The organism is Nitrospira sp. KM1 (assembly GCF_011405515.1).
Lineage (GTDB): Bacteria > Nitrospirota > Nitrospiria > Nitrospirales > Nitrospiraceae > Nitrospira_C.
Map to the genome: position 1 here is coordinate 3,551,388 of NZ_AP022671.1, position 25,440 is coordinate 3,576,827.

Consider the following 25,440-nt stretch of genomic DNA (forward strand, 5'->3'; position numbering starts at 1 on the left):
CCGGGATCAAGAGATACCTCGACTGAAGATACGGGCTGCCGCAGCCAGTGCGAGCCCTGGCGTATCCAACCATCCGCCTCGAATAGACAATTCCTCCAGCGCATTCAAGAACGTCAGCACGTTCGACTCGGTCGAGGACTCTCCCATCAATCCGATCCGCCAGACTTTTCCCTTGAGCGGCCCAAGGCCGCCGCCGATCTCGATGCCGTAACGAGACAGAAGGTCGTGACGAATCTCGGCTTCAGGAATAGCCGGAGGGACAAGGACGCAATGCAACGTGGTCAGCCGCTCTCGTGGTTGCGGAAGCGGATGCAATCCCAATTCGGCGAGCCCCGCCGTCAGTGCTTCACTATTGAGTCGATGTCGTGCGATGCGCTGCGTCAGACCCTCCTCATCGACCAATCGCAGCGCTTCCCGTAAGGCATACAGCATGGAAATCGGGGCGGTATGGTGATAGGCCCGTGTTCCCTCCTGCCAATAATCGGCAATCAGTCCCATATCCAGATACCAACTCTGGCAGGGCGTGCGGCGATGCCGGATGGCCGCCAGTGCCCGTGTGCTGATCGTCATGGGGGAAAGTCCCGGCGGACAACTGAGACATTTTTGGGTGCCGCTGTAGCAGATGTCGATGCCATGGCGGTCGACCTCGACAGGAAGACCCCCAAGAGAGGTCACGGCATCTACAATGAACAAGGCATCGTGTTCCCGGCACAGCATGGCGAGAGTGTCGAGCGGTTGCCACACACCGGTTGATGTTTCCGCCTGGACGACGACGACCGCCTTGACCGGTCCCGAGCGACGGAGCGCCTGCTCGACGGCATTGGGATCGATGCTTTGCCCCCAGGGGGCGTCGAGCCTGACAGCCTTTCCCCCACATCGATCCACGACAGAGGCCAAGCGCGTTCCGAACACGCCGTTGACCCCGACAATCACCGCGTCCCCCGGTTCGATTACATTGACGATCGAAGCCTCCATGCCTGCCGATCCGGTCCCCGAGACGGCAATTGTAAACGGATTGGTGGTCTGAAACACGGTTCGGAGCATTTCCTGGACGTCGTTCATCAGGCTTAGAAATGACGGATCCAAATGTCCAATGACCGGCAGTGACATCGCTCGTAAAACTCGGGGATGAACCTGGCTGGGACCAGGTCCCAGCAGAAGACGATGAGGAGGTGTAAAGTCAGGAATTCTCATAGAGCTGCGGAAAGCCGAGGGCGCAGTATAGCGGAGTTGTCGCAAGTTCGGCCATGGGAATCATACGGTCTCGGTCGGGGCGGTCATTAATTCGATCGCAGGCCCGGAACCGAGCGCAATAATCTGATCCTGGGCAGCCGTCGTTACTTTTGAGGGGTTAAGGTAAGTAAATTGCCATGTTATAGTTGAACGTCATGGAGAACCATCCATTGCGGTCGCCTCTTACTGAAGCTCCCCAACGATCGTCTTGGTTGTTCGCCAGCGACACGCCAGCGCCGGTCGGAACTTATACGGACCGATTTTCTCCGGGCGGCAGCCTCCTCGCGGCGTGCATCTTAGTTGCGTCCTTGGTTTCCGTGATCTGGCTATCGGCCTCCATCCCGAAACTCGATCGGATAGAAACCCCTGAATTGGCTTTGGCCCGCATGGTGGGCAGAACGATGGATGTTCAGGACGGAATCAGGCGGGCTCCGTTCTGGAAGCAACAACTGCTTGAATGGGTGTCGGGGAACAACGAGGCTGAACGCACCCAGGCCATCGAGTGGTACCGAGAACTCGCCAGATTCTCTGATGAGCCTATCGTCTCTTTGGAATTGGCTATCCTGCAGGCCGAATCCGGGCAAGTATCGCAGGCGCTCCTGTCCGCCTACGAATGGTCGAAACGGGAAGCACCGTTTCCCCGCTACGGAGAATTTATCGTGTCCGCTTATGGTGAAGGATTGTCGCTTGATCGACCCTCGCTTCTGTCCATGCAGACTGAACTGGCGGAGCAATTGCCGGCCGGCTGGTTTTACGAGCGGATTGCTATGCAGCTCGCTGCCCGCGCGAAAGAGACAAGTCTTCTTGAAAATATTGAACGGGGAGCGACATCCCGTGCGGACAAGCTACTTCAGCGATCATGGAAACTCACCACAGTTGAACTCGGGACCATGGGTCTCGGCACGTTGCTCGTGATCTATCTTTGGGCAATACGACGGACGCATCCGGCATGGCTCTATCTGCACACGTCCGGCGTTCCACCTCCGTGGCCCGGTGGCGTAGGGGCCGCTGTACTTCTCCGCGGCGGGGCGATCGGAGCCATCATGACCGCGGTCCTGCTGTTGTACATGCCGCCTGAGAATACTTCTTTACGGGCGCTCGCCATTCCGTTGACGAACGTTCCCTTGTTGTTTCTCGCCTATCGGTACCTCTTCCGTCCCTCCGGCCTTTCCTTTGATGAAGGCTTTGGGCTGGATATTCCCTGGTCGCGGCTCTGGCGCCTGGCGTTGGCCGTCATCGCGATCGTCGCCGCAGGTCTGTGGATCGAGTGGTGCATGGATCGTCTGGCGACCGCGTGGCAGCTGACAAGTCATTGGACGGAATGGTTCGATGCCGATCTCGTCTGGGGTTCTCCGTCTCAGACGCTGATCAGTCTGATCGAATATGTTATCTTTGCCCCGATTTTTGAAGAACTCGCCTTTCGGGGATTGTTGTTTGCCATTCTCCGCCGCAAGTTCCAGTTTCTTCCTGCCGCGCTGATCAGCGCGTTCATCTTCGGCGTCGCGCACGGCTACGGGGTTGTGGGGCTGCTCAGTGTGTGCTGCAGCGGGGTGCTGTGGGCATGGATCTATGAAAAAACGGGAAGCATCGTGCCCGGGATTCTTGCGCATGCCATCAACAACCTACTCGTGTGTCTGGCCGTAATCGGGCTGATGCGCTAGCGACCCGCGTTCGATGGCATCCAACGCGTCGAACAGGTTCTCATGCTGTATCATCGTGCCAAGCGACTGAGCGATCTTTTTGGATGCGATCCATTTCCCCGGTTCTCTCACCTGCTCGCCGGCGCGAGGCACGACCTGCCACCGAGCGCTCGCGTAGATACAGATTTCCTCCCATGTCTTCGGCCTGCCGTCGCTGACATTGTAGACGTCGCCGCGCCTTGCCAGTTGCAAGGCGGCCAGACAGATTCGCGCCAAGTCCTCCACGTGAATCAAGTTCACGTATTTTCGTGAGCGTCCGATCCGTCCAGTCCTAAGCCAGTCGAGCGGATTCCTTCCTGGTCCGTAAATTCCTGCGATCCGAAGCACGACGGCACCGCATTCTTCGCGAAGAAATTCCTCGCCGGCCACGCGAGGCTTACTCCGGTCGATTGGCGACAGTTCGTCGGTCCACGGCGGCGGATACGCGTCCGATTGTCCGACATCATACGCCGAGGTGCTCGCAAGGACGACCAGACGGCGCGAAGAGACTCCAAGAGCCGCAGCGCATTGCTTGACCGCTGCGAGAGGAGTCGCGGGAAAAGACCAGAGGATGTCTCCTTTGACCGGAATCCCGGCCCATGTTCCGGGACGTTCGAGGTCAAACGTCAGGCGATGGGCGCCAGTCATCTGAGGAAAAGCTCGATCTGGCCGGCGGCTGGTCACATAGATAGCCGAATACCTCTGCGCCGCCAAGGGAAGGACATAGCCTGCGGTATATCCGGCGCCAAGCATGACGATCGTGGAAGACATGATAACGCCAATGGTCTGATTACAGCGTAAACGTGTAACGATGACTACTTAATGGCGGAACCTGGACGCTCAAGATTATAATGCCCTACCTTGAATCAATCGCGAGGGCCTATGAACATCACGGCTCATCATCGTCTCTTTCTCCTTTTCATCACCTGCACGTTCGGCGTCGGCTGCAGCAGCGGCGGCGGTGACGGCAATGGCGGCTCCGGCGGTGGCAGCTCACTCGCGGTCGGCACGACTGCTGCCAATTTCGGCGTGATCGGGAATACCTACACCTCGACGCTCACCGCCGTCAACGGCACGGCCCCATTCACGTGGTCGATAACCGGAGGAAGCCTGCCCGCGGGATTATCGTTGAACCCTTCGACGGGTGTCATGACAGGGATGCCTGCCGCAGCGGGCAATACAACCGTGACAATACGGGTCGTCGACAGCGCCGGCAACTCGGCGACAGGCCCGCTGCTCGTTGCTGTTTATACGAGAACCGGCCGTGTCTCCGTGGACGGAAACGGTGCCCCGGGCAATGGAATCAGTTCGAGCCCATCGTTGAATGCCGACGGGAGCCTGGTGGGATTTTCCTCGCAATCGACCAATCTCGTCCCCGGCGTCAATGGAGCGCAGGTCTATGTGCATAATCGGCAGACTGGTCAAATGGAGTTGATCTCACGTGACAATGGCGCAGCGGTCGTCGTACAGGGCAACGGGGCAAGTAGCGCCCCTGTAATAAGTGCCAATGGACAGTTTGTCGTGTTCGTGTCCCAGGCCACCAATCTCCTGGGGCCAGGGACCCCTTCAATCTCATCTGGACAGCAGATTTACGTCAGGGACCGTCAAAATGGCGTGACCACTCTGGTATCGGTCGACAATGCTGCGGTCCCCAATCCTGGCAACGGTCTCAGCAGCGCGCCGGCGATTAGCTCCGACGGTCGTTTTGTCGCGTTCGTATCGCAAGCGACCAACCTATTGTCGCCCGGCACATCGACGATCCCCTCAGGACAGCAGGTGTATGTCAGAGACCGCCAAAACGGCCTTACGACTCTCGTCTCCGTGGAGAATGCCACGATCTCGAATCCAGGAAACGGTGTGAGTAGCGCACCCGTTATCAGCGCAGATGGGCAGTTTGTTGCGTTTGCCTCGCTGGCCTCGAATCTCCTTCCTGCCGGCATACCAGTCGGAGTCAACCAGCAGATCTATCTTCGAGACCGGCAGGGGAATCAGACCAGTCTGGTCTCGGTCGACAATAATAGTCCTCCCAATGCCGGCAACGGCGTCAGTCACGCGCCCTCGATCAATGGTGATGGTACCATCATCGCGTTCGATTCACTGGCCACCAACCTGCTGGCGCCCGGCAATCCATCGATCACCGGGCAGCAGGTGTACATCCGGAATCGGTCATTGAACCAGACCAATTTGGTGTCCGCTGACAACAATGTCGTGGCGCTCTCAGGAAACGGCACGAGTCAGTCTGCCTCCGTCAGCTCGGACGGCCGCTATGTCGCATTCGCTTCCGTATCGACCAATCTCCTGGCTCCAGCCGTTTCTTCAACCTCGGGCCAACAGGTGTTCGTCCGCGATCGACAGTTCAGCTTGACGACCATGGGATCCCAGGACAATTCCAGCACCACGAGTGCAGGGAACGCGCCCAGCAACAGTCCGGCCATGAATGGCAACGGCGGCTTCGTTGCCTTCGCTTCGCAGGCTTCCAATCTGGTCACTGTCCCTCCGATATCGCAGGCAGATCTGTACGTGAGGGCCATACCCTAGTATCTGGAGGTGAGGCGCTTCGCATGGTAGCATCACTGAACCATGCCGCTTTCGCCGTTTCATCCCCTCATCGCAGAGTGGTTTCGGGCTTCGGTGGGAACACCCACCGATGTACAGGCTCAGGCTTGGCCTGCCATTCGATCGGGTGCCGACGCCTTGATCGCCGCTCCAACCGGCTCCGGTAAGACCTTCGCGGCGTTCCTCTCCTGCATCGACCATCTGCTCAAACAGGCATTGGATTGTGAACTGCAAGATCAGACACAGGTCCTCTACGTTTCGCCGCTGAAAGCACTCAGTAACGATGTGCAGAAAAACCTGCAACGGCCATTGATGGAGATCGGCCAAGCGGCATTGCAGGCCGGATTACTATTGCCCGATCTCCGCGTGCTGGTCCGCACTGGCGACACGCCCATGGCTGACCGCCAGCAGATGCTTCGCCGGCCCCCCCACATTTTGGTCACGACTCCGGAATCGCTTTTTATCTTGTTGACCGCGGACAAGAGCCGGCGCCTGCTCCAGACTGTGCGGGCGGTAATCATCGACGAGATTCATGCGGTGGCTCCCAACAAACGAGGCGCCCATTTGGCGTTGTCGCTGGAACGGCTGGAGGCATTGACCCTGACGAAACCGCAGCGCATCGGATTGTCGGCGACGCAACGCCCGATCGAAGCCGTCGCCCGGTTTCTCGTGGGAGCCCGGCCATTGCCCAGGGTGATTGATGTCGGCCACAAGCGGGAGATGGATCTCGCGGTGGAAACGCCGAAGGACGAACTGAGCGCCATCGCGACGAATGCCATCTGGGCCGACATTTACGATCGTCTCGCGGAGCTCGTCCGTGAGCACCGCTCGACGCTGGTGTTCGTGAACACGCGGCGCCTCGCCGAGCGGGTGTCGCATCATCTCGAGGAGCGATTGACCGACCTTGGCTCCGATGCCGTCGCGGCGCATCACGGAAGCTTGTCACGGCAGATCCGGCTGTCGGCGGAGGAGCGCCTGAAGAGCGGGAAAACGCGCGTGGTGGTCGCTACGGCCTCGCTTGAACTTGGGATCGATATCGGCGCCGTGGATCTCGTCTGTCAGATCGGTTCCCCCAGGGCCATCTCGACGGGTCTTCAACGAATCGGGCGAGCCGGACATTGGATCAAGGCCGTTCCGAAGGGCCGGCTGTTCGCCACGACACGCGACGAGCTGTTGGAGTGCGCCGCCCTGATTCGAGCCATGCGCAGCGGCATGCTGGATCGGATTGAAGTGCCGCCCGCGCCGCTGGACATCCTGGCGCAGCAGATCGTGGCGGCCTCCGCAGCCCAAACCTGGAGCGAAGACGAGCTGTTCACCCTCGTATGCCGGGCGGCACCGTACCAAAGCGTATCGCGTGGGACGTTCGATAAGATCGTCCGCATGCTGGCCGATGGGATCGCCACGAGCCGGGGAAGGGGCCTGGCTTATATCTATCACGACCGTGTCAATCATCGGATCAAAGGGCGTCGCGGTGCGCGTCTGGCCGCGATTACCTCGGGCGGGGCGATTCCGGACACGGCCAACTATGCCGTGGTGGCGGAACCTGATGGCACGGTCGTCGGGTCGGTGGATGAGGATTTCGCGGTCGAAAGTTTGGCCGGTGACGTCATGCTGCTCGGCAACACGTCTTGGCGTATCAAAGGCGTTGGCATGGGCACGGTGAGGGTGGAGGATGCCCATGGTGCCCCGCCGAACATCCCGTTCTGGCGCGGCGAAGCCCCGTCGAGGACCATGGAATTGTCGGCTGAAGTCTCGAGACTTCGGAATGATCTGGACGGGCTCTTAAATGCTCCCGATCGAGGCATCGGCAGCGAGGATGCGTACGGCAATGCCCGGTTGCTGTCACCGCTCGCCTGGTTGAAGACGGAGTGCGGCCTGGGGACACGGGCGGGACAACAGGCCGTCGAGTACCTCTTATCGGCCAAAGCCGTCCTCGGAACCGTTCCAACGCAGGAGACGATCATTGCGGAACGGTTTTTCGATGAAAGCGGCGGCATGCAGCTCGTCATCCATGCGCCGTTCGGCGGCAGGATCAATCGTGCCTGGGGACTGGCGCTCAGGAAGCGTTTCTGCGTGACCTTTGATTTTGAATTGCAGGCGGCCGCGACGGATAACGGCCTGGTGATCTCGCTGGGCGAGAAACACAGTTTCCCCCTGGAATCGGTCTTTTCCTACCTGCATTCCCATTCCGTCCAGGACGTGCTGACCCAGGCTGTGCTCCAGGCACCCATGTTTGCGACCCGCTGGCGCTGGAATGTCTCGCGAGCCCTCGCGCTGCTGCGATTTTCCAAGGGGAAGAAGGTGCCGCCGCAGATTCAACGGATGAGGGCGGAGGATCTGCTGGCCGCCGTTTTTCCCGATGCCATCGCCTGCCAGGACAACATGACGGGCGATCACGCCGAACGGTCGATTCCCGATCACCCGCTGGTGCGGGAGACCTTGAGGGATTGCCTTGCCGAGGCGATGGATGTCGAAGGTCTGGTGGCGTTGCTGCGTCGGATCGAAACGGGGCAGGTCCGGTGCGTGGCACTGGATACGCCGATTCCATCCCCATTTTCGCACGAAATTCTCAACGCCAATCCCTATGCCTTTCTTGACGATGCTCCGCTGGAAGAGCGCCGGGCCCGCGCGGTTGAACTGCGGCGAATGCTGCCCGCAGATGTGGCCGGAGGGGTCGGCGCGTTGGATGACGCCGCGATCGAGGAGGTGGTGCGTGAGTCGTGGCCCGTGGTGCGCGATGCGGACGAATTGCATGACGCGCTGCTGACGCTCATCTGGGTGCCGGCATCGGCGATGCAGGAGTGGAGCGCCTTCCTTTCTGTCTTGCGCGACGACGGGCGAGTGAGCGAAATCGGCGTCGATGTCGATGGACGGTGTGAGTCTGGATGGGTTGCGAAGGAATTGGAGTGTCAGGTCAGGGGGCTGTTCGACCAGGGCGATGAAGCGTCGATGGACGCAATGGACGCAGTGGTTCAGGGGTGGATGGAAAGCACCGGGCCGACCACGGCGGTGCGGTTGGCCGAACGGCTGTTTCTTCCCGTGACAGGCGTCGAGATGGCGATGATCCGGCTCGAAGCGCAAGGCCAGGTCTTGCGCGGCAGCTTCACGTCCCGGTCATCCAACGACAACAGGGATCAGATCGAATGGTGCCACCGCCGCCTGTTAGCCCGTATTCACCGATTGACGATCGGCCGCCTGAGGAAGGAAGTCGAGCCGGTATCGGCGGCCGATTTCATGCGCTTCCTCCTTCAATGGCAGCATGTGCAAGCCGGCTCCCGCCTGCATGGAGAATCCGGTCTGCTGCAGGTCATCAGACAACTGGCCGGCTTTGAGAGCGCCGCCTCGGCATGGGACTCGCAAATCCTGCGGACGCGCATGGCGAAATATGATCCCGAGTTGCTTGACCGTCTCTGTCTGAGCGGAGCGGTGAGCTGGGGCAGACTTGCGCCGCACCCTCGCCTAACTCAGTCGGAACAAGACACTCGCCTCCGGAGAATTGTTCCCACGAGTCTGGCTCCGATCAGCATCTTTCCGCGCGAAGAGAGCGACTGGTTGTTGACCGTCATGGCCGATGACGCGTTCCATCGAGGGCCGGAACCCTTCGCCGGTCTGACAGCCGTTTCCGCAGTCATCTATCGGGGGTTACTGGAGCGAGGGGCAAGTTTTTTTGCGGATCTGGTCCGGATGACGAATCATCTGCCCTCCGAAGTAGAGGAAGGGCTCTGGGAGCTGGTGGCCGCCGGCCTGGTTTCGGCGGACGGATTCGACAATCTGCGGGCGCTGATGGACCCGCGCCGCCGCCGTGCCGAAGGCCGCGAACGGGGCCGCCGCCCGCGTCATGCGGCTGGACGGTGGTCGGTATTGAGACGACCTGACGCTTCGGGAAACTTTCATACGCCCTCCGCGGAGAGTTCGGCTGTTTCACACATTGCTTCCCAGATGCTGCTCCGGTACGGCGTCGTCTTCCGCGATCTGCTCGCGCGGGAATCACTGGTCCCATCATGGAGAGATCTTCTGGTGCAGTACCGCCGGATGGAATTGAAGGGCGAAGTGCGCGGAGGACGCTTCGTGTCCGGATTCGTCGGTGAGCAGTTCGCACTGCCCGAGGCGGTTGAGGCGCTTCGAACCATAAGAAAGAGTGCCACAGCGATCAACGGGGCCGAGCTGAAGATCTCCGCCTGTGATCCATTGAACCTCGCGGGTGTCGTTCTTCCGGGACCACGGGTTCCGTCCGTGCCAACCAATTTCATCATACTCCGTGACGGTCTTCCTGTTCGGACCATTAGGGCGAAGGGAGAGCGAGCGGACAACCCGTTGATGCAGGTGGCAAGGAGCGTTCCTATCGTGTAGGAGGTGGTGGAAGGCCTTGATCGCCGGTCAAGCCGGGAGAGCCAGCAGGGGAGAGCGCGCGCCGCGTACGACCCGTTCCATCGTACTGCCGCGCAGCATGTCAAGGACACTGTTGTGACCTTCAGTCATCATCACGATCAAATCGACGTCGAAATCATTGCCTGCTGCCAGAATCCAATCCGCCGGATCGCCGGTGGCGATCAGGCGCTCCCACTTCCAACCGTGACGTTCCGGTTTGTTCAGTTTCGGAAAGTCTTCATCGGATCCTATGTGAACGAGTTCAAATAGGACATCGCTGCTCCCCACCATCTCGGCAAGATCCGTTGCGGCATCAATGGCGCGTTGCGGATCGGGCTGCAGCGATACGGGAATCAGTACGCGCCGCAGCGAGGCGGTTCCATGCTCAAACGAGACAAATCCTTCCACCCCGGTCGGTACGAACAATGTGTTGGCGTGTGCGCCGCGTGCGATCGGTTCGGCAACCGCTTGATGCGTCAACCGGGAGAGCCCTTCCCGCTGATGGGTCGAAACCACCAGCAGGTCGGCCGGATGGAGTGAAAGATGATTGAGCATCGCGGCAGACGTGTCTCCCGCCACCGCCCTGACCTTGCTGATCTGAATCCCCAGCTTGCTGACGTCCTGTTTCGCGCTGCCTTCCGCGAGAAGCCCCCATTTGACGAGAAGCGGGCGAACGCGTGGAAAGTCCTCAAAGTCCTCGCGTCCGACCGTGGGATCGACGTGCATCATCGTCAATTCCGCCTTGGCCAGACAGGTGAGTTTCAGTGCGTGAGCGAACGCGGGCAGATCTGACGGTGAACAGTCGGTCGGATGAAAAATCCGTTTCGCAGAGTGCATGGCGGTCAGCAGCTCTCCCGTGACTATTTGCCCCAGTCGCGGAACTGTCGAACACGCGATGCGGCATCTGCGGAGAGCAAGGATTCAAATCCTTGCTGTGCGTGAGCGCCAAATCGAGACTCGGCTTCGGCATCCATGCCGAGCAGAGATTCGAGAGAAGAAAGATATTCGCCGTGCCCTCTGGCAACGTCCTGCTCGAGATTGGCCCGGTTCAGCGACGTGAAGGCGATGATTTTGTGGTCGGGTTTGACGAGTCCGTCCTCGTCGAACCACGTGCGGCCTGATGTGGACACGGTGATGTTGTCCGTCGTGTCGGTGATTTCATTCGTGGTTCCTCGAAGCGTGCAGCCCGGACTCGCCAAGAGCGCCAATCCGATGACGAGTGTGGAAACGGCCTGAATCATCAGCATGGAAACCCTCCTCCTTCTCCCGGTCTTGAGGTCGGATACACGGTCTATAGATCCACTATACAAAGGTTCCGCTGCTTCGGCTAGGTGTCCGTTCTCTCACCATCGTTCCCGTTAGGGGACTACGCCTCGGCAGCATCGGCCGCGATGGCCGGCAGGGCCAGGACCGGGCAACTCGCGCCCCGAACCACGTGCTCTGTCGTGCTGCCTCCGAGCATGCTTGAAAAGGTCTTGTGTCCTTCTGTCACCATGACGATCAGATCTGCCTGACATGCGGCGCTCTGCTCGTGAATGCGCTCGACGATATCGCCGTCCGTCACGATGGTGTTCCATGCCCATCCCGGTTGCTTCGGCGTGGCCGGCGTCGGGCATTGTTCCGACGGGCCCACGTGCAGAAAATGAAAGACGATGTGTTCGATGTTCATGGCCTTGGCAAGCAGGGCAGCTGCGTTGACGGCCTCCTGGGGATCAGGTGATTTAGCAACAGGGATGAGAATGGAACGGAGAGACACGCTGCCGTCCTCCTGAGACACAAAACCACCGGTTGCGGCTGGAATAAAGAGGGTCCGCCGATTCGCCGCCCTGGCCAGAGGTTCGGCGACTGAGTCGCGTGACCAGCGGGCCAATCCATCGCGTTGAGAGGTGCTGAGGACGACGAGTCCTGTCGGATGATGGGCGAGATATTCGATGATACCCTGCGAAGGACTTTTTGCGACGGCCGCGACCTTCTTCACCTTGAGACCGGTGCCCACGTCGTCGGGAGTCTTCCACCGTTGGAGAGTCGCGCGGACCTGAGGAAACTCCTGCAAGTCCAGATCCTCCTTGTTTGCCTCCGTATGCATGATGGTAAATTCCGTGCGTGCGACGAGCGCCAGCTTGAGCGCGTGCGCAAACGCCACTTCGCTCTCCTGTGAAAAATCCGTTGGATGAAAGATACGGTGAAATCCCAGAGGAGACAGCATGATATGGTCGCTCATCGTCCGGCAGCTCCTTTGTTGTTGACCATCGCCAGTGGATTCGGGTGGGCGAGTATAGCAGTGGTGTGTTCCGTAAAACCATCGTGGAGAACTCGTAACACTGTCGGGTGGAGCGGAAGCGGCCCTCAATCGGGTAAGATGCATACGACGGCTCGAATTCTGCACAAAGGAGAAGGAAATGCCGGGTGCCAACCGAATACTCTTACGAGTGTGGACGATGATCGTGGTGTTCGCGCTCCCAATGCCTCTCATGGCCGAAACCGTTCATCTGAAGCCCGGCCAATATGAGATCACGGTGCTCACGGAGGCGACGCCATACGGCAGCAAGGCTGCGCCTGACACCACAACCCGCTGTATTCAAGCCGACGACCTGTCCAATCCGGACGCCGTGTTCAATTATTATTTCATGACCGGTTTCAAACCGAAACCCTCGAACAAGGTCTCGAACCTATCCATGCAGAATGGGAAAGTCGGGTATGACGTGGAGGGACCCTACTCGAATACGCGCGTCGAGGGAACTACATCGGACACGGCCTTTTCCGCCGTTCGGAAAGCGAAGCCGAAATCGGGCAAAGGCGACCCCGTCACGATGAAGATCGAGGGCAAGCGCACGGGTGACTGCGCACACCAGTAACCCTGTCTTTTCGAAGGACATCACGCACTGCGATCCCTCCCGGTTCTCGGTTTGTTCACCTGAATCATATTCAATGCGGACGCCTCAATGACTGGAGTGACGGAGGCCGGACGGAGACGGCCCCCGTATTGGATTTCATTCCCGGACGTTCAATTCGCCCAGAGGCGCCGGTACCATGTGCGTTGTTCCGGCAGTACCACGGCCGTGAGATTCATGTTTTTGCGGATGCCGCCGATATCCCGCCCGGTCAAGGTCGCCAGCGTCTGAGCTTCCCGCTCGTGGCGTTCGTGTAGGTGCTGTCGGTACGCGGTTGCAGCCGGACACTCATCCGCGCCCGTCCAGGGATGGCGCAACACATACCGAGCTTGAAAGTTGGATCGATCCGACGTTTCCTGAAAAATGAGATCTTCGGGAAAGTGGGCGGCATCATAGCGCACGTGCAGCCGCGTCAGGAAGACAGGCTGTACCATGGGCATGCCTTTGCCCGTTCGTCCGGTGGTGTCCTGCCAGAACACCCCGAGGCTCCGCAGTTCATCGGTGGAGAGCGGATCGGCAGCACAGGGATCGCACCAGTTCATATCCCACGCATACTCCAAGAATACGCCGCGCTTGCTCTCACGCCGTACTTGTTGGCTGAACATATCTCTGTAAAAATCCCCGAACGTGTCCTTTACAAAGAGCGGTAGTTCCTGCGCATCGGGCAAGCGCACGGTACGGTAATTTGTCGTTTCCACTCGCCCCTGTTTCGTCAGAAAGTAGGCGAAGAGTTCCTGCGGTCCGTCGGCGTTGACGGTCCCGAGGCGGATTGGCAGGACGAATTTAGGTGATTCAAAGGCGATCTGGAGCGGACGGAGATGCGTCAGGCCGAGCTTGGCCTGTTCTCCCAGATTGACTTTGGCAACGAAGAATTTCAGGTTTTGTTTCAGGTAGCTGTGTAAGACGGCTGAAGCGCCGTGAGGGATGCGATAGCCGTTTTCGGTGAGCCAGGTCTCAAGCCCCGCACTCTCCTTTCCCGACAAGATGAGAATGTCGTATTCGCCGACGGTGTACCGGGCCTCGACCGTCACTCCGAGTGCACGATCACGCTCTCGGGTGGGGGATGCGGCAGGGGCCATGCTCTTCATGGCATCCATCTTGCGTTCGAACAACTCATAGCGTGTGCAGGGGTTCTCGTCGAAGTATTCGACCAGCCGAGGGGCCGAATAGTCGGCCAGATGTTTGATGACGGCTGGATTGCCCACATGAATCTGGTCCTTCTCCAAGACGCTCGGGACAGGCACGACCAGCGCGAATTCTTTCACGTCTCCACGAAAATCATTGGCCATGGTGAGCACGGTTTTGTCGTCATGGCGTGCGACGACGACCTCCGAGGCCTTGTTGAATAGCTTGGTATCGGCTTTGCCGACATAGAACCCACAAAACGCCCAAGCAGGTGCGCTCCAGAACAGAAGACCGGAGCCGAACGTCATAAAACAGAGAATGGCTTTCGTCATAAGCACCTCCGTTGATGGTGAGGAAAGCGGGACAGCGAATGTCGGATTGATTGCGCCTGCCGATGGACGCGACCAGTCGTATCGCGAGCCAGGCAACAGACGATCAATGAACGGCACAAGAGGACAGCAGGCGATTAAGCCCCAGAGCAATCCATTGGAACGGTATAAGACAAATTGAACCGAAAGCGCGCTGACGGCCACGAGCAGTGAAAATATGATCCGGCCGGCGCGGGAATCAGGCGTCGTCTTGGGGTCGGTGATCATGAAAAACGAAAAGATGAGCAGAGTTGAGCTTTCGATCTGATGCAGCGGGATCGTGAGGGGATCGCCAAGCCACAGGGCGCGTGTTATCAGCAGTCCGGCGTAGAATCCCAGGAAAGACAGCGTCACGTCCGCCCGCACGGCTCGTGCGATCACGAGACTGCCCATACAGGCGATGAGAAGTCCGAGCCAGGCCACCTGCCCCCATTGGCCCGGCGAAATCCAGCCGATGCCGGCCGCGAGCACGACGATCAATGCAAAATTTGTCGGATTGAAGATGTGCTTGCCCTGCCGCCGGATGAGAAACTTGCTCGCAATAGCGACGCATGAGGCGAAGGCGACGGCAGGAAGATCGTTCGTGCGGAGGAAGATGCAAAGCCCGACGGCCGAGACGATCGCGCTCAACGGATCGAACGAGGGCAGCTTATACCATCGAGTGCCGGTATATTGCGTGAGGAGGGTGACGGTGAATGTAACGGCGATCTGAGCGATCGATACGTCGAAGTGCAGCCACAGAAGACCATACAGGAGCAGCGTCCCAAGGCTGGCGATTTGATAGATGCGGGGGTCGAAGGAAGAAAACCTGGACTTGATCTGATCGAGCGTCATCCTGCACCTCATGAATAGATGGCCTATTCACGGTATGGCGCCAGATGAGAGATCCTTTCAGGCGAAAAGTAGGTCTGGCAGAGAGCGCGACCTCTCTCACCTCCTGGAGCGACCCTTCGAGACTCGCCGCGGCGGAAACCTTCAGAAATTCCCTCGCGCTAGCATAAAAAAGATCATCATTGCCTGCTATGAAGACAAAACTCATGCGAGCTTCTGAAAGAAGGAATCCAAGGCACGATTGACCTCATATCCAAACGTGTGCGAGCGGCATCTCAATAAACATAATCTGAACGAGTTGCAGAACTGTTGATCCGATAAATAAACATTCTGCTAATTCCGCTGTGCGCGGAACAATTCCGACACCGTCTGAATCGTGTCCGCTTGGTCGGGCGTCTTGTCCGGGCGGTAGCGTTTGACTCTGGCGAAGCGCAGCGCGAGTCCGGCCGGGTAGCGCGGCGATTCTTGGATGTCGCTGAACGCAATTTCCACGACCATCTGGTGTTTCACGAAGACCGTGTGCTCTTCCCTGTGCGTCTCGAGCGATAGGAGTTGTTCCGTCTGCTGCCGCAGCATCTCGTCGGTCAAACCCTTGAAGGTTTTGCCAAGCATCACGAAATGCCCGCTCGATGGATCGCGCGCGCCCAGGTGCAGATTCGAGAGCCAGCCTTCGCGGCGGCCGTTGCCCCACTCGGCGGCGAGGATGACGAGGTCGAGCGAAGTCGCTTCCTTCAGCTTCAGCCAATGGTATCCGCGTTGACCCGCCACGTAAGGGGCAGTTGGAGATTTGGCCATGACGCCTTCATGCCCCGCCGCCAACGACTGAGCGAGGAATCGCCGGGCTTCTTCGGGTTGTGAAGTGACGACGTGCGGGATCAATTCGGCTGGTGTCATGGTGGCCAAAGCGCGAAGGCGTTCTTCGTACGATTGGGTCAAGAGTGAGCTGCCGTCCAGGTATAATGCATCGAATGCAAAAGGCGAGAGTGGTATCGATTCCCGCATCGCGGCCACGTCCTTGATGCGGCCGAGGCGTCGCATCGTCGTCTGAAACGGCTGCGGACGCCCGTCAGGTCTCAACGCGATCGCTTCGCCATCGAGGACCGCTTCACGCACCGGCAGGTTCCTGGCCCATTCGACGATCTCCGGGAGCCGGCCGGTGATGTCCTGCAATTGGCGGGTGAAGACGCGCACGTCATCGCCGCCTTTGTGCACTTGGACGCGTGCTCCGTCCAGCTTGTACTCGAAAACCGCACGATCCAGCCGCTGCAGCGCTTCGTCCACGTCCTCGGCGCTGTTGGCCAACATCGGTGCAACCGGAACGAATAGACGCATCGAGAAGCGCGCGAGACCGGCGGATTGTTCTTCCAGCGCCGCCTGCGCGAGGTCTCCGATGTTCGGAGCGAACATAAACGCTTGCCGCACCTCGGCGGCAGGCAGGCCGGCCGCAGCGGCGATGGCGTCCAGCAACACCGCTTCCAGGGCACCTTGTCTCACCTCACCGATGAGCAATTGCGACAGGAACGTACGTTCCTGCGGGTTGGCCCGGCTGAATAGGTTGCTTAGCGCGAGAATTCGCCGATCCATTGAACCGGCGCCTCGCTCGGCTGCCAAGACATCCATCAACCGGTCCACGTCCGAAAGCATGAGCGGCTCGCCTGAGGCGGGCGCGTCGTGCATCGCCTTCTGAATGACGCTCCACCCGATGCCGATCTTGCCTTGAGGGAGGGAACCAGTGAGATACAGCGCGGCCAGGACGGCCTCGCGTCCATTGACTTGGCCAAGACATTCCGCCAGCAACCGGATCTTTTCAGATTTCTTGGTCGTGGCGCGGACGCGTTGGACCGTTTCGACCAGTCGGGCGAGTTGCATGCCTCATTATACGAGACGGTTGATGCCTACGATATTCGAGCGCGGGCCGGTTTGCCGGCGCGATCAGCCCACTTCCTGCAGCTTGATCAGATTGGTGCCGCCCGGTCTGCCGATGTGGGTGCCGGATAGAATGACGATGCGTTCTCCGGTCTTGATGAGGCCTTCGGTTTTCAGGCGCCGTTCCGCTTCGAGCAGCCGCTCGTCTGTCTGTGCGATCTCCCGCATCGTATGGGGCATGACGCCCCAATAGAGCGCCATCTGGCGGCGGATCGGCTCGAACGGCGTGAAGGCAATGATGGGGGCGGCGGGACGCTGCTTGGATATCAGACGCGCGGTCATTCCTAACTCGCTAAACGCCACGATCGCGCTGGCCGAGATTGCCGTGGCGGCCGACGACGCTGCGGTGCAGATCGCTTCCGGGCAGGACATCGACACTACGTCGGCGTGCCGTCTCTGGAGGACTCCCGGCTCCGGCCCCTCTTCAGCCGCCCGGATGATGCGGTCCATGACCTCGACGGTTTCGACCGGATGCTGCCCGATCGCCGTTTCAGCCGACAGCATGACGGCGTCGGTGCCGTCGAAGACCGCATTGGCGACATCCGAGGCTTCGGCCCTGGTTGGACGCAAATGCCGCGTCATCGATTCCAACATCTGTGTGGCGGTGATGACGAGACGTCGCCGCCGGTTCGCTTCTCCGATGATGCGCTTTTGAAGGCGGGGCACTGCTTCCGCGCCCATTTCGACTCCCAGATCGCCGCGGGCGATCATCACGCCTTCCGCTTCGTCCAGGATGGCGGTGAGGCAGGAAACGGCTTCGGACCGTTCGATCTTGGCGATGATGGGAATATTTCCGCCGCATTCTGCAACCAGTTTTTTCACTGCCACGATGTCCTCCGGCCCCCGGACGAATGAGAGAGCCAGGTAATCCACTTCCTGTGCGACGCCGAACCGGATGTCTTCGCGATCTTTGTCGGTCAGGGTCGGGGCGCTGACACGGGTGCCGGGGAGATTCATGCCCTTATGCGAAGTCAGCGTGCCGCCGACGATGACGGAGCATTCGACTGAGCCTCCGGAGATCCGATCAACTCTCAATTCGATCAGCCCGTCGTCGATCAGAACCCGCGCCCCGGGCTGCACATCGCGGGCCAAATAGGGATAGGCGACAGGAATCTCGACGCGCGCCGAGCGAGTGGTCGACTGCGCACCCAACTGGCCGCCTGCACGAGCGAGCGGGGTCTGGAGAACCAGCGACTGGCCCTCAGCAATGCCGATTCCTCCTTCGGGAAGCGTCCCGAGGCGAATGCGAGGTCCCTGAAGATCCTGAATGATGGCGACTGCCCGTTGTTGCCGCTCGGCGGCCTGCCGGATGCTCTTGATGGCCGCCTCATGGGATTCGTGCGTCCCGTGTGAAAAGTTAAGGCGCGCCGCATCCATGCCGCGCGCAATAAGCCGATCCAATATGGGCGAGCCATCGCTGGCGGGTCCGACGGTGCAGACGATTTTGGCTTTTCGCATCTTCATTTCCCGGCGTTCGGCCCTTGACAAGAATTCTTGAACACTCAATGATGCGTTGACATCTCTCTTAACGGGTTGGAGATCCAGATGGTGACACAAACCGTCCGGCGGGTGAAGAGGGAATATGAAGCCGGCGAGTGATTCTCTCGACTTTGTGACGATCGACGGTCTGCTGGTCTACGGAGAGCAGTTCTCGCAACGGCAGCCGCAAGATGGCATCTTGTTGCCGGGCGTTTCCGCTCGTGAGGGGAACCGGTCTGAACGCGCCCGTTCTGCCATGAGCAAGATCGTGGCGTTCGTGCAGGGTGCCCGAAGCGGATTTTCAGGAGCCGACGTCTACCGAAAGGCCCGGCAGGCTATTCTTGATGAAACGTGTGCAGGCGATGCGCTCGTATTTTATGCGGCTTGGAACAAGCTCCTTGCCGAAGGGCAGCTCCAGCCTCTGTTGCGCGCGCCCATTGGATCCGTGCAGAAACCTCTCCACCGCCGTCCGGTGGCCATCGTGCCGAGGTCGCAACTCACCCCGCAACTGGCCGAGGGGCGTATTGTGCTCGATCTGGGAGACGAGAGGTTCTGGCTGTTACCGCGTGATCTCGCCGGCCGCACGCTGCTGTTTACCATGCGGCACGGTATTTCACAGGTGGAAAGCAAGACTCACCGCGTCGGCCGGCGTTTGATGAATCAATTGGACGGGCAACGGGGAGTACCGCGGGCGGACGCCGTCGGTACGGCGCTGGCGCGCATGCTGGGCGTAGTCGGCCAGCAATTGGATTTTCTCCACCTCTCCAACTATCTCGACCCCCGCACGTTTCTCCATTTCGTCAGCGTGAGTCCAAACACGCGCCAACTCTTCGACCGCGTGAGCGCCGCGTTGACGAAAGATGGGCCTCTCACACATGAGCCGGTGCAGGTGTCGGCCCTCGAGTCGTCGGATTTTGGCTGGATCACCGGCATCGAGAAAACGGTCGAGCTGCAGGAACTGGCCAAGGCGCTGGGGGTTGAGACGGCCATTGCCAAACGGCTGATCAAGGATCCGCTGTACTGCTATCCCGGCGGGAATTCGTTTTTCGATCTTTATGTAGATGTGATCGACGGGTTGCACAAACTGGGTGAGGCCAATCGAGGGAAGGTCGCCTGCCTCTATACCCATAGCTCCACCCTGCGCGCACTGATGATTTATCTGGATCCCCGTCCGTTTCACGAGGCCTTCACCGAGTTCAGCGATTATAAGGAGAGTCAGGACAATGTCGTCCTCCTCACCGTGGAGAACGGCCGATTGTCCGGGTATTCCACCGCCGTCGGGTTATCAGAGCGTGAAAAGGCCACCCGTGATTCATGGACCGTCGTGGAACGTGTGCGGAAGGACCGGGTGAATTTGAAACCGGGCCAGATCAAACGGATCGTCGCCCTGGTGTCCGGAGGAGATTTTGCCGGCGCAGGCGCCGCGTTGAAAGAGCTGCGGGCAACGGGAAAGCGGTTCGGCCTCGACGTTCACTTCGTCCGGCACGGATTTCTTGGCCTGGCCAACAATTGGATCGAACCGGTGAGTGAAGACGACACGCGCGGCATGAGCAGCCATGCGAGCAGTCCCATCGGCAGCAGCCGCTTCGAGGATTTCAAAGACGAACAGGTTCAGCAGGCCGCCATCCGCAATCTCGAACGGTTCTTGACGGATGCGGCGCTCGTCGTCTTGGGAGGGGACGGCAGCCTGCGAGGCGCCCGCGCCATTTACGAAGCCTTCGGTGTTCAGGTCGTTGGCCTTCCCGGCACCATTGATAACAATATCGAGGGCACGACCTCGTTAGGCTTCCATTCGGCCATTGCCCTGGCTGACCAGTCGATCGAGTCTCTCAAAGCCACCAGCTCTGCCATGGGAAGTGTCTTCTTTGTCGAGGTCATGGGAGCCGGATCAGGTCACTTGGCGCTGGCCTGCGCGTACCAGGCGAGAGCGGAGGGACTGCTTGTCAACGAACATCCGGATCCGGATGCCTATATCGACGAAGCCATTCTCGGCACATTGAAGCGGACACTGGGAGTGCCAAACAAGAGTCACTTGTTCGTCGTGGCCGAGCGCACTCCGCACCGCCATCATCGCGAAGGCGGTGTGCATGGGCTTGTCGATTACGTCGCCGGTGTCATTGCCGAGTGGCCTGAACGGCACGCGCGCCCGGGACAATACCCGTTGACGCTGGCGACCAAGGCGACGATCCTCGGGCACACGCTGCGTGGCGCGCCTCCCACGCCGGATGATAAGGCGATCGGACAGCACCTGGCCTACGAAACCGTGCGCCGTCTCGTGGAATGCCCCGAAGATGTTGTTGGCTGCATGTTGGCGTATCGTGAACGTGGCATCATCGAACCGGTGGCCCTTCATGCGGTCACATCCAAACAATTTGATTGGGACGTATTCGCGAGAATGCACGGCAGCGAAAAAGTCGTAAAGCCGGTTTTATGAGCGGAACCGAGAGCAGACTCTCATCGAGTATGACGTTGTCTGCCTAAACGCTCCCTCCGCTCTCGTATCATTCCTCATCCTTTCCCTATGCAACACCAGGCGAAGACAGCGATGTAGGGCCCATTGTCTCTAGCGGGACGGTCTATCTGGACGCGGCAGTTGGCGAGCGGCTTGAAAATACCTGCCCATGCATGGCTGGAATGTCGAAAGCTCAATGAAATTTTTTCCGCGCTGATCTCATACCCATTGATCGGTCTTTGGTCGGTCTTTGCACATGATATGGAGTTGCGCGAGGACGTTGAATCATCCCATTGCGCAGAAACTCGTTGAACTCACCCATGGATCCGAACGAGACGGCAACACACGACCATCTACCTCAACGCCAAGAAGGACGGAATGCCCGGCAACGCCGGCGATACCCATCGATCGAGCGGCAACCACGAGTTTCCATGAACATTGTGCATATCAGTCCGGCATATGCTCCGGTCCTCGGTGGAGCAGAGTGGCACATGAAGGTCCTCTCCGAAGGACTCGCCGCGCGCGGCCATCGCGTGTCCGTATTGACGACCAATGCGCTGAACCCAATGGATCTCCACCTTGGAGTGCATGGTGCGCTTCCGGAGCGGGAGTACATCAACGGCGTCTCGGTCATCCGCTTCGCTCCGGACGGAGGGGCCTTGGGAGCGTGCATGAGACGATGGGAACAACTCCGCGGCGGCTGGCGATCGATGCATGCCCTGTTCGGGCCGGATGGCATGGCACTGCTCCGTTCCAATCCGCAGGTTTGGCAAATCATGGTCTGGCTTCTCCGCACTCGCGCCGACGTGGTGATGGCGATGAATTGGCACTGGTCGCCCGCCTACTATGCGTATCTGGCACGAAGGATGAAGGATTTCATCTTTGTGGGACTCCCGCAATTTCATACCGACGAATCGTGGAGCCGGAGAACGATTTATCGAAGAATGCTCGCTGGCAGCAGTGCCATCCTGGCGAATACCGCACACGAAGAACAATTTGTGCGCGCCCAAGGGGCATGCCGCGTGGAGGTAGCAGGAGTCGGGGTGCACCCGGAATGTTTTGCCGCCCCCGATGGAGGGTCGTTCAGGGGCCGGTACGGTATCGGCAGCGAACCGGTGGTGGGCTTCGTCGGTCGACAGCAGGTCAACAAGGGCATCGTGCACCTTGTTCACGCTATGAAGCTCGTGTGGCGCTGGAATCCCGATGTGCGCCTCGTGCTTGCCGGGCATCTGGAGACCGCGCATCAGGAGCTGGCGGTCAGAAACGCTATTGAACAATTAACAGCTTCGGAGCGCGAGCGTCTCATTGAAATCAGTCGTTTTGAGGATGCCGAAAAGCCCTCGTTGTACTGGGCCTTCGACGTGTTTGTGCTCCCGTCGATATCCGACTCCTTCGGGATTGCGTATCTCGAAGCATGGTTATGCAGGAAGCCGGTCATTGGCGCGAGGTCGGGGTCCACTGCATGCGTGATTGAAGACGGAGTCGACGGTTTGCTTGTCGAGGCGGGCAATGCGGATGATCTTGCCGCACGGATCATCGCCCTGCTTTCGGATCGCAAGACGTGTAAACGGATGGGGGCGGCGGGGTACGCCAAGACCATCGCCCATCACACATGGGAGAAGGTGATCGACCGGGTCGAGGCGGTCTATCGCGATTTAACCGTAGCACGGAAGACGAGCAGTACTGGAGATGCGGGCAAAGTGAGGGCGCAAGAGGCAACGGACTGCCGGCCCGATTCGGAAAAGGCGACCGGATGACGGTGATGAACAGGCAGCGCCGGATCGCCTGGATTCACAACGGTGACGCGGGTGGCTCAAAGCGGTTCGCCTACGAGATGGTGCGCCATCTGGCTGCACGTGGATACCTGATCGATGAGTACATCGTACGCGGTCGCGTCTCCAACGAGCACTATCTCTCTCTTCGTCCTTTTGTCAGAGCCTCGGTCGAAGTCACGATCAGGCGAACGGACGTCTCGTGGCTCAGGCCGTATCTCGTCAGTTCTCTCGCTGCTCTGGCGCTGACGCTTCGGTCGCGCCGGCATATCGATCCTACCTTGACCAGGCTGGCGCAAACGATCAACTCGAAAGACTACGACTACGTTCATATCGATCAGTATCCATTCTGCCTTGCGATCGAAATCCTGCCTCGCCTGACACAACCGGCCGTCCTGTATAGCCACGAGCCGTCCATCTCACGCTATGCCGGATTCTCAGGGGGCGACGAAACGGCCGAGGTCAGACCGATGGTGAGCGGACTCTATCCATCCATCTGCGCCAGGCTGCAGAGGATTTCTTCCCGTCTCCTCGATAGGCAGGACATCGACAGGACCAGACTCGCCCGGCTGATCCTCGTGAATTCCCATTATTCAAGAGAAATATTTTTCCAGCGCTATGGCGCTCATGCGAAGGTGTGTTACTACGGCGTGGACTGTGCAACCTTCGAGCCCCGCCCGGTGCCGATCGAACCGATTATTCTGTCGGCGGGTCGAATTGTTCGAGCCAAGCAGCACCATCTCGTGATCGAGGCGGTGGCTTCGATCAAACGGCCGCACCGGCCTCACATGGTGATTGCGACACCGGAGTGTGACGAACATCTTGCGGATTCCGAGTATCGGGACGAATTGGCCCGATCGGCAAAGAATCTCGATGTCGATCTCCGGATCCGGTATAGGCCCGGGGAGCACGAGCTGTCGCAGTTGTACCGCCAGGCCCTCGCGTTGGTGTTTGTTCCGATCATGGAACCGTTCGGGTTGGTTGCCTTGGAGGCCATGGCCTGCGGCACCCCGGTGATCGGCGTGAAGGAGGCGGGCATCAGAGAGTTCATCATTGACGGCGTCACTGGAATGCTTATCGATCGGGAAGTTCCTCAGATTGCCGCCGCTATTAGAACATTGCAGCACCACGCCCGGCTGCGATCAGAAATGGGTCGTCAGGGGGCCGAAGTGGTTCGCGCCCACTGGACCTGGGAGCGGGCGGCGGATCGTTATGAACAGATGGGACGCCGAGCCTTGGATATCTAGATCGCACCCTTTCCCGGGGATATTGGATCACGCCTCTTCTGGCCGACATTCCAGATCTCTTCGACCAGATTCAACCAAGTGCGCTCACGGGCGGCTATTTCTACCCTCCTGTGTATAAAGTTGCGACACCCATTGACTCGCTTTTGGCCGATGAGGGAGAGTGGAATCAGGCAGGTGTTGCCGATAGGCCGCCGATGCGGGGTCCGCCCCACATACATACAGAAGGAGGGAAAATATGGAAGCACCAAGGCCTCCATTGCCGCCGTTTGATGCGCAAACTGCCGCACAGAAGGTTCGCATGGCCGAGGACGCTTGGAACACGCGGGATCCTCATCGCGTATCCCTGGCCTATACCCCGGATAGCGTGTGGCGCAATCGGGCAGAGTTCTTCAGCGGGAGAGAGGCGGTTGTGCAATTCTTGACGCGAAAATGGAACAAGGAAATGGACTATCGTCTCATCAAGGAACTCTGGGCCTTCCACGATAACCGGATTGCCGTCAGGTTCGCCTATGAATGGCATGACGATTCAGGCCAATGGTTTCGGTCTTACGGCAACGAGAACTGGGAATTCGACGGACGGGGTTTTATGCGACGCCGAATTGCGAGCATCAATGATCTTCCAATCCATGAGAGTGATCGCAAATATCATTGGGTACCGGGACGGCGCCCGGACGATCATCCGGGATTGACCGCGCTCGGTCTGTAGGTTTTTGCATGACTGCCGGCTGGGAGGACCGCAATTGCTGCAGGACGTGTGGTTTCTAGAAGGGCGATGCTCTCGTTATCTCGTTGAACAAGGTGCCGTCGAAGCGGGGGACGGAAGCCGCTAACGCGCCGGCACGTGAGGGACGAACGCCGGGTTATTTGCGGGATACCGCTGGAACATACACGTGCGCTTGGCCGTCGTCTCCAAGGTTCTGTTTGCCCACTGTCGATTTAACCTTCTTCAGGCGACTACGGTGTAGATTGTGGCCGATGGTGGCCACTCCGAGGCATAGAGGAGGAAGATCATGCCGAAGTTTGACCGGATCACACCCTGTTTATGGTTTGACAATGAGGCGGAAGAGGCCGCTACGTTTTATACAGGTATATTCAAGAAGTCCAAAATCACGAACATCTCACGATATGGAGAGGCCGGTTTTGACGTTCACGGTAGGCCTGCAGGCAGTGTGATGACGGTAGCCTTTGAAATCAATGGCCAGCCGTTCACCGCTCTCAATGGGGGACCGGTCTTTAAGTTTAACGAGGCGGTCTCGTTTCAAATCTTTTGCGAGACGCAACAAGAGGTGGATCGATACTGGAAGCAACTTACCGCAGGCGGAGATCCCGAGGCGCAACAGTGTGGCTGGGTCAAGGACAAGTACGGGGTCTCTTGGCAGGTGATTCCAACGGCACTCATCGACATGCTTGGTGATCCTGACACGAAAAAGTCTCAGCGGGCCATGGAGGCCATGCTGAAAATGAAGAAGCTCGACATTGAAAAATTGAAACAGGCCTACTTGGGATAGCGTAG

Annotated in this window: 17 protein-coding genes; 9 read left to right on the plus strand and 8 right to left on the minus strand. The window is 59.1% G+C overall.

Annotation, left to right across the window (positions count from 1 at the left end):
- Window positions 1–6: 6 nt before the first annotated feature.
- On the minus strand, window positions 7–1,194 hold the full coding sequence (locus tag W02_RS16770; RefSeq protein WP_173049745.1) for an alanine--glyoxylate aminotransferase family protein: 1,188 nt from the start codon (window positions 1,192–1,194) through the stop codon (window positions 7–9).
- A gap of 209 nt (window positions 1,195–1,403) precedes the next feature.
- Between W02_RS16770 and W02_RS16775 the strand changes: the two genes are divergently transcribed.
- Window positions 1,404–2,894 carry a CPBP family intramembrane glutamic endopeptidase gene (locus W02_RS16775; RefSeq protein WP_173049748.1) on the plus strand — a complete coding sequence of 497 codons (1,491 nt, stop codon included), beginning with the start codon at window positions 1,404–1,406 and terminating at the stop codon, window positions 2,892–2,894.
- Here the strand turns inward: W02_RS16775 and W02_RS16780 are convergent.
- Complete coding sequence (locus tag W02_RS16780) at window positions 2,856–3,683, minus strand: hypothetical protein (RefSeq protein ID WP_173049750.1); 828 nt, start codon at window positions 3,681–3,683, stop codon at window positions 2,856–2,858. The genes W02_RS16775 and W02_RS16780 overlap by 39 nt on opposite strands.
- A gap of 111 nt (window positions 3,684–3,794) precedes the next feature.
- Between W02_RS16780 and W02_RS16785 the strand changes: the two genes are divergently transcribed.
- On the plus strand, window positions 3,795–5,450 hold the full coding sequence (locus W02_RS16785) for a putative Ig domain-containing protein (protein ID WP_173049752.1): 1,656 nt from the start codon (window positions 3,795–3,797) through the stop codon (window positions 5,448–5,450).
- A 42-nt stretch (window positions 5,451–5,492) separates the two neighbouring features.
- Window positions 5,493–9,818 (plus strand): DEAD/DEAH box helicase, encoded by a 4,326-nt coding sequence (locus W02_RS16790; RefSeq protein ID WP_173049754.1) that lies wholly within the window; start codon window positions 5,493–5,495, stop codon window positions 9,816–9,818.
- Window positions 9,819–9,845: 27 nt separating this feature from the next.
- Here W02_RS16790 and W02_RS16795 read toward each other — a convergent pair whose 3' ends face one another.
- The 3 genes from W02_RS16795 to W02_RS16805 form a co-directional block, all read right to left on the minus strand.
- Window positions 9,846–10,673 carry a universal stress protein gene (locus W02_RS16795; protein WP_173049756.1) on the minus strand — a complete coding sequence of 276 codons (828 nt, stop codon included), beginning with the start codon at window positions 10,671–10,673 and terminating at the stop codon, window positions 9,846–9,848.
- A gap of 23 nt (window positions 10,674–10,696) precedes the next feature.
- Complete coding sequence (locus tag W02_RS16800) at window positions 10,697–11,083, minus strand: DUF3015 family protein (protein ID WP_173049758.1); 387 nt, start codon at window positions 11,081–11,083, stop codon at window positions 10,697–10,699.
- Between the two features lie 119 nt (window positions 11,084–11,202).
- Complete coding sequence (locus W02_RS16805; RefSeq protein WP_173049760.1) at window positions 11,203–12,057, minus strand: universal stress protein; 855 nt, start codon at window positions 12,055–12,057, stop codon at window positions 11,203–11,205.
- 178 nt (window positions 12,058–12,235) lie between these two features.
- Here W02_RS16805 and W02_RS16810 point away from each other — a divergent pair, with 178 nt between their 5' ends.
- The gene (locus W02_RS16810; protein WP_173049762.1) at window positions 12,236–12,691 is read left to right on the plus strand and encodes a DUF3617 family protein; all 456 of its coding nucleotides are present in this window, start codon (window positions 12,236–12,238) and stop codon (window positions 12,689–12,691) included.
- 149 nt (window positions 12,692–12,840) lie between these two features.
- On the opposite strand, the gene W02_RS16815 is transcribed toward W02_RS16810, so the two are convergent.
- The 3 genes from W02_RS16815 to pyk all read right to left on the minus strand — a co-directional run bounded on the left by W02_RS16815 (window position 12,841) and on the right by pyk (window position 18,435).
- Entirely contained in the window at window positions 12,841–15,054 is a 2,214-nt protein-coding gene (locus W02_RS16815) for a DUF2330 domain-containing protein (protein ID WP_173049764.1), read from the minus strand.
- A 330-nt stretch (window positions 15,055–15,384) separates the two neighbouring features.
- Complete coding sequence (locus W02_RS16820; protein ID WP_173049766.1) at window positions 15,385–16,920, minus strand: ATP-dependent DNA ligase; 1,536 nt, start codon at window positions 16,918–16,920, stop codon at window positions 15,385–15,387.
- A gap of 63 nt (window positions 16,921–16,983) precedes the next feature.
- Complete coding sequence (gene pyk, locus W02_RS16825) at window positions 16,984–18,435, minus strand: pyruvate kinase (protein WP_173049768.1); 1,452 nt, start codon at window positions 18,433–18,435, stop codon at window positions 16,984–16,986.
- A 124-nt stretch (window positions 18,436–18,559) separates the two neighbouring features.
- On the opposite strand from pyk, the gene W02_RS16830 reads away from it, so the two are divergent.
- From W02_RS16830 to W02_RS16850, 5 genes are all read left to right on the plus strand, one after another.
- The gene (locus W02_RS16830) at window positions 18,560–20,890 is read left to right on the plus strand and encodes a 6-phosphofructokinase (RefSeq protein ID WP_173049770.1); all 2,331 of its coding nucleotides are present in this window, start codon (window positions 18,560–18,562) and stop codon (window positions 20,888–20,890) included.
- A 449-nt stretch (window positions 20,891–21,339) separates the two neighbouring features.
- Entirely contained in the window at window positions 21,340–22,665 is a 1,326-nt protein-coding gene (locus tag W02_RS16835; protein ID WP_173049772.1) for a glycosyltransferase family 4 protein, read from the plus strand.
- Complete coding sequence (locus W02_RS16840; protein WP_173049774.1) at window positions 22,662–23,927, plus strand: glycosyltransferase family 4 protein; 1,266 nt, start codon at window positions 22,662–22,664, stop codon at window positions 23,925–23,927. The genes W02_RS16835 and W02_RS16840 overlap by 4 nt, the downstream gene beginning before the upstream one ends.
- 235 nt (window positions 23,928–24,162) lie before the next feature.
- The gene (locus tag W02_RS16845) at window positions 24,163–24,633 is read left to right on the plus strand and encodes a nuclear transport factor 2 family protein (protein WP_173049776.1); all 471 of its coding nucleotides are present in this window, start codon (window positions 24,163–24,165) and stop codon (window positions 24,631–24,633) included.
- A 304-nt stretch (window positions 24,634–24,937) separates the two neighbouring features.
- Complete coding sequence (locus W02_RS16850; RefSeq protein WP_173049778.1) at window positions 24,938–25,435, plus strand: VOC family protein; 498 nt, start codon at window positions 24,938–24,940, stop codon at window positions 25,433–25,435.
- The last annotated feature ends 5 nt before the right edge of the window (window positions 25,436–25,440 follow it).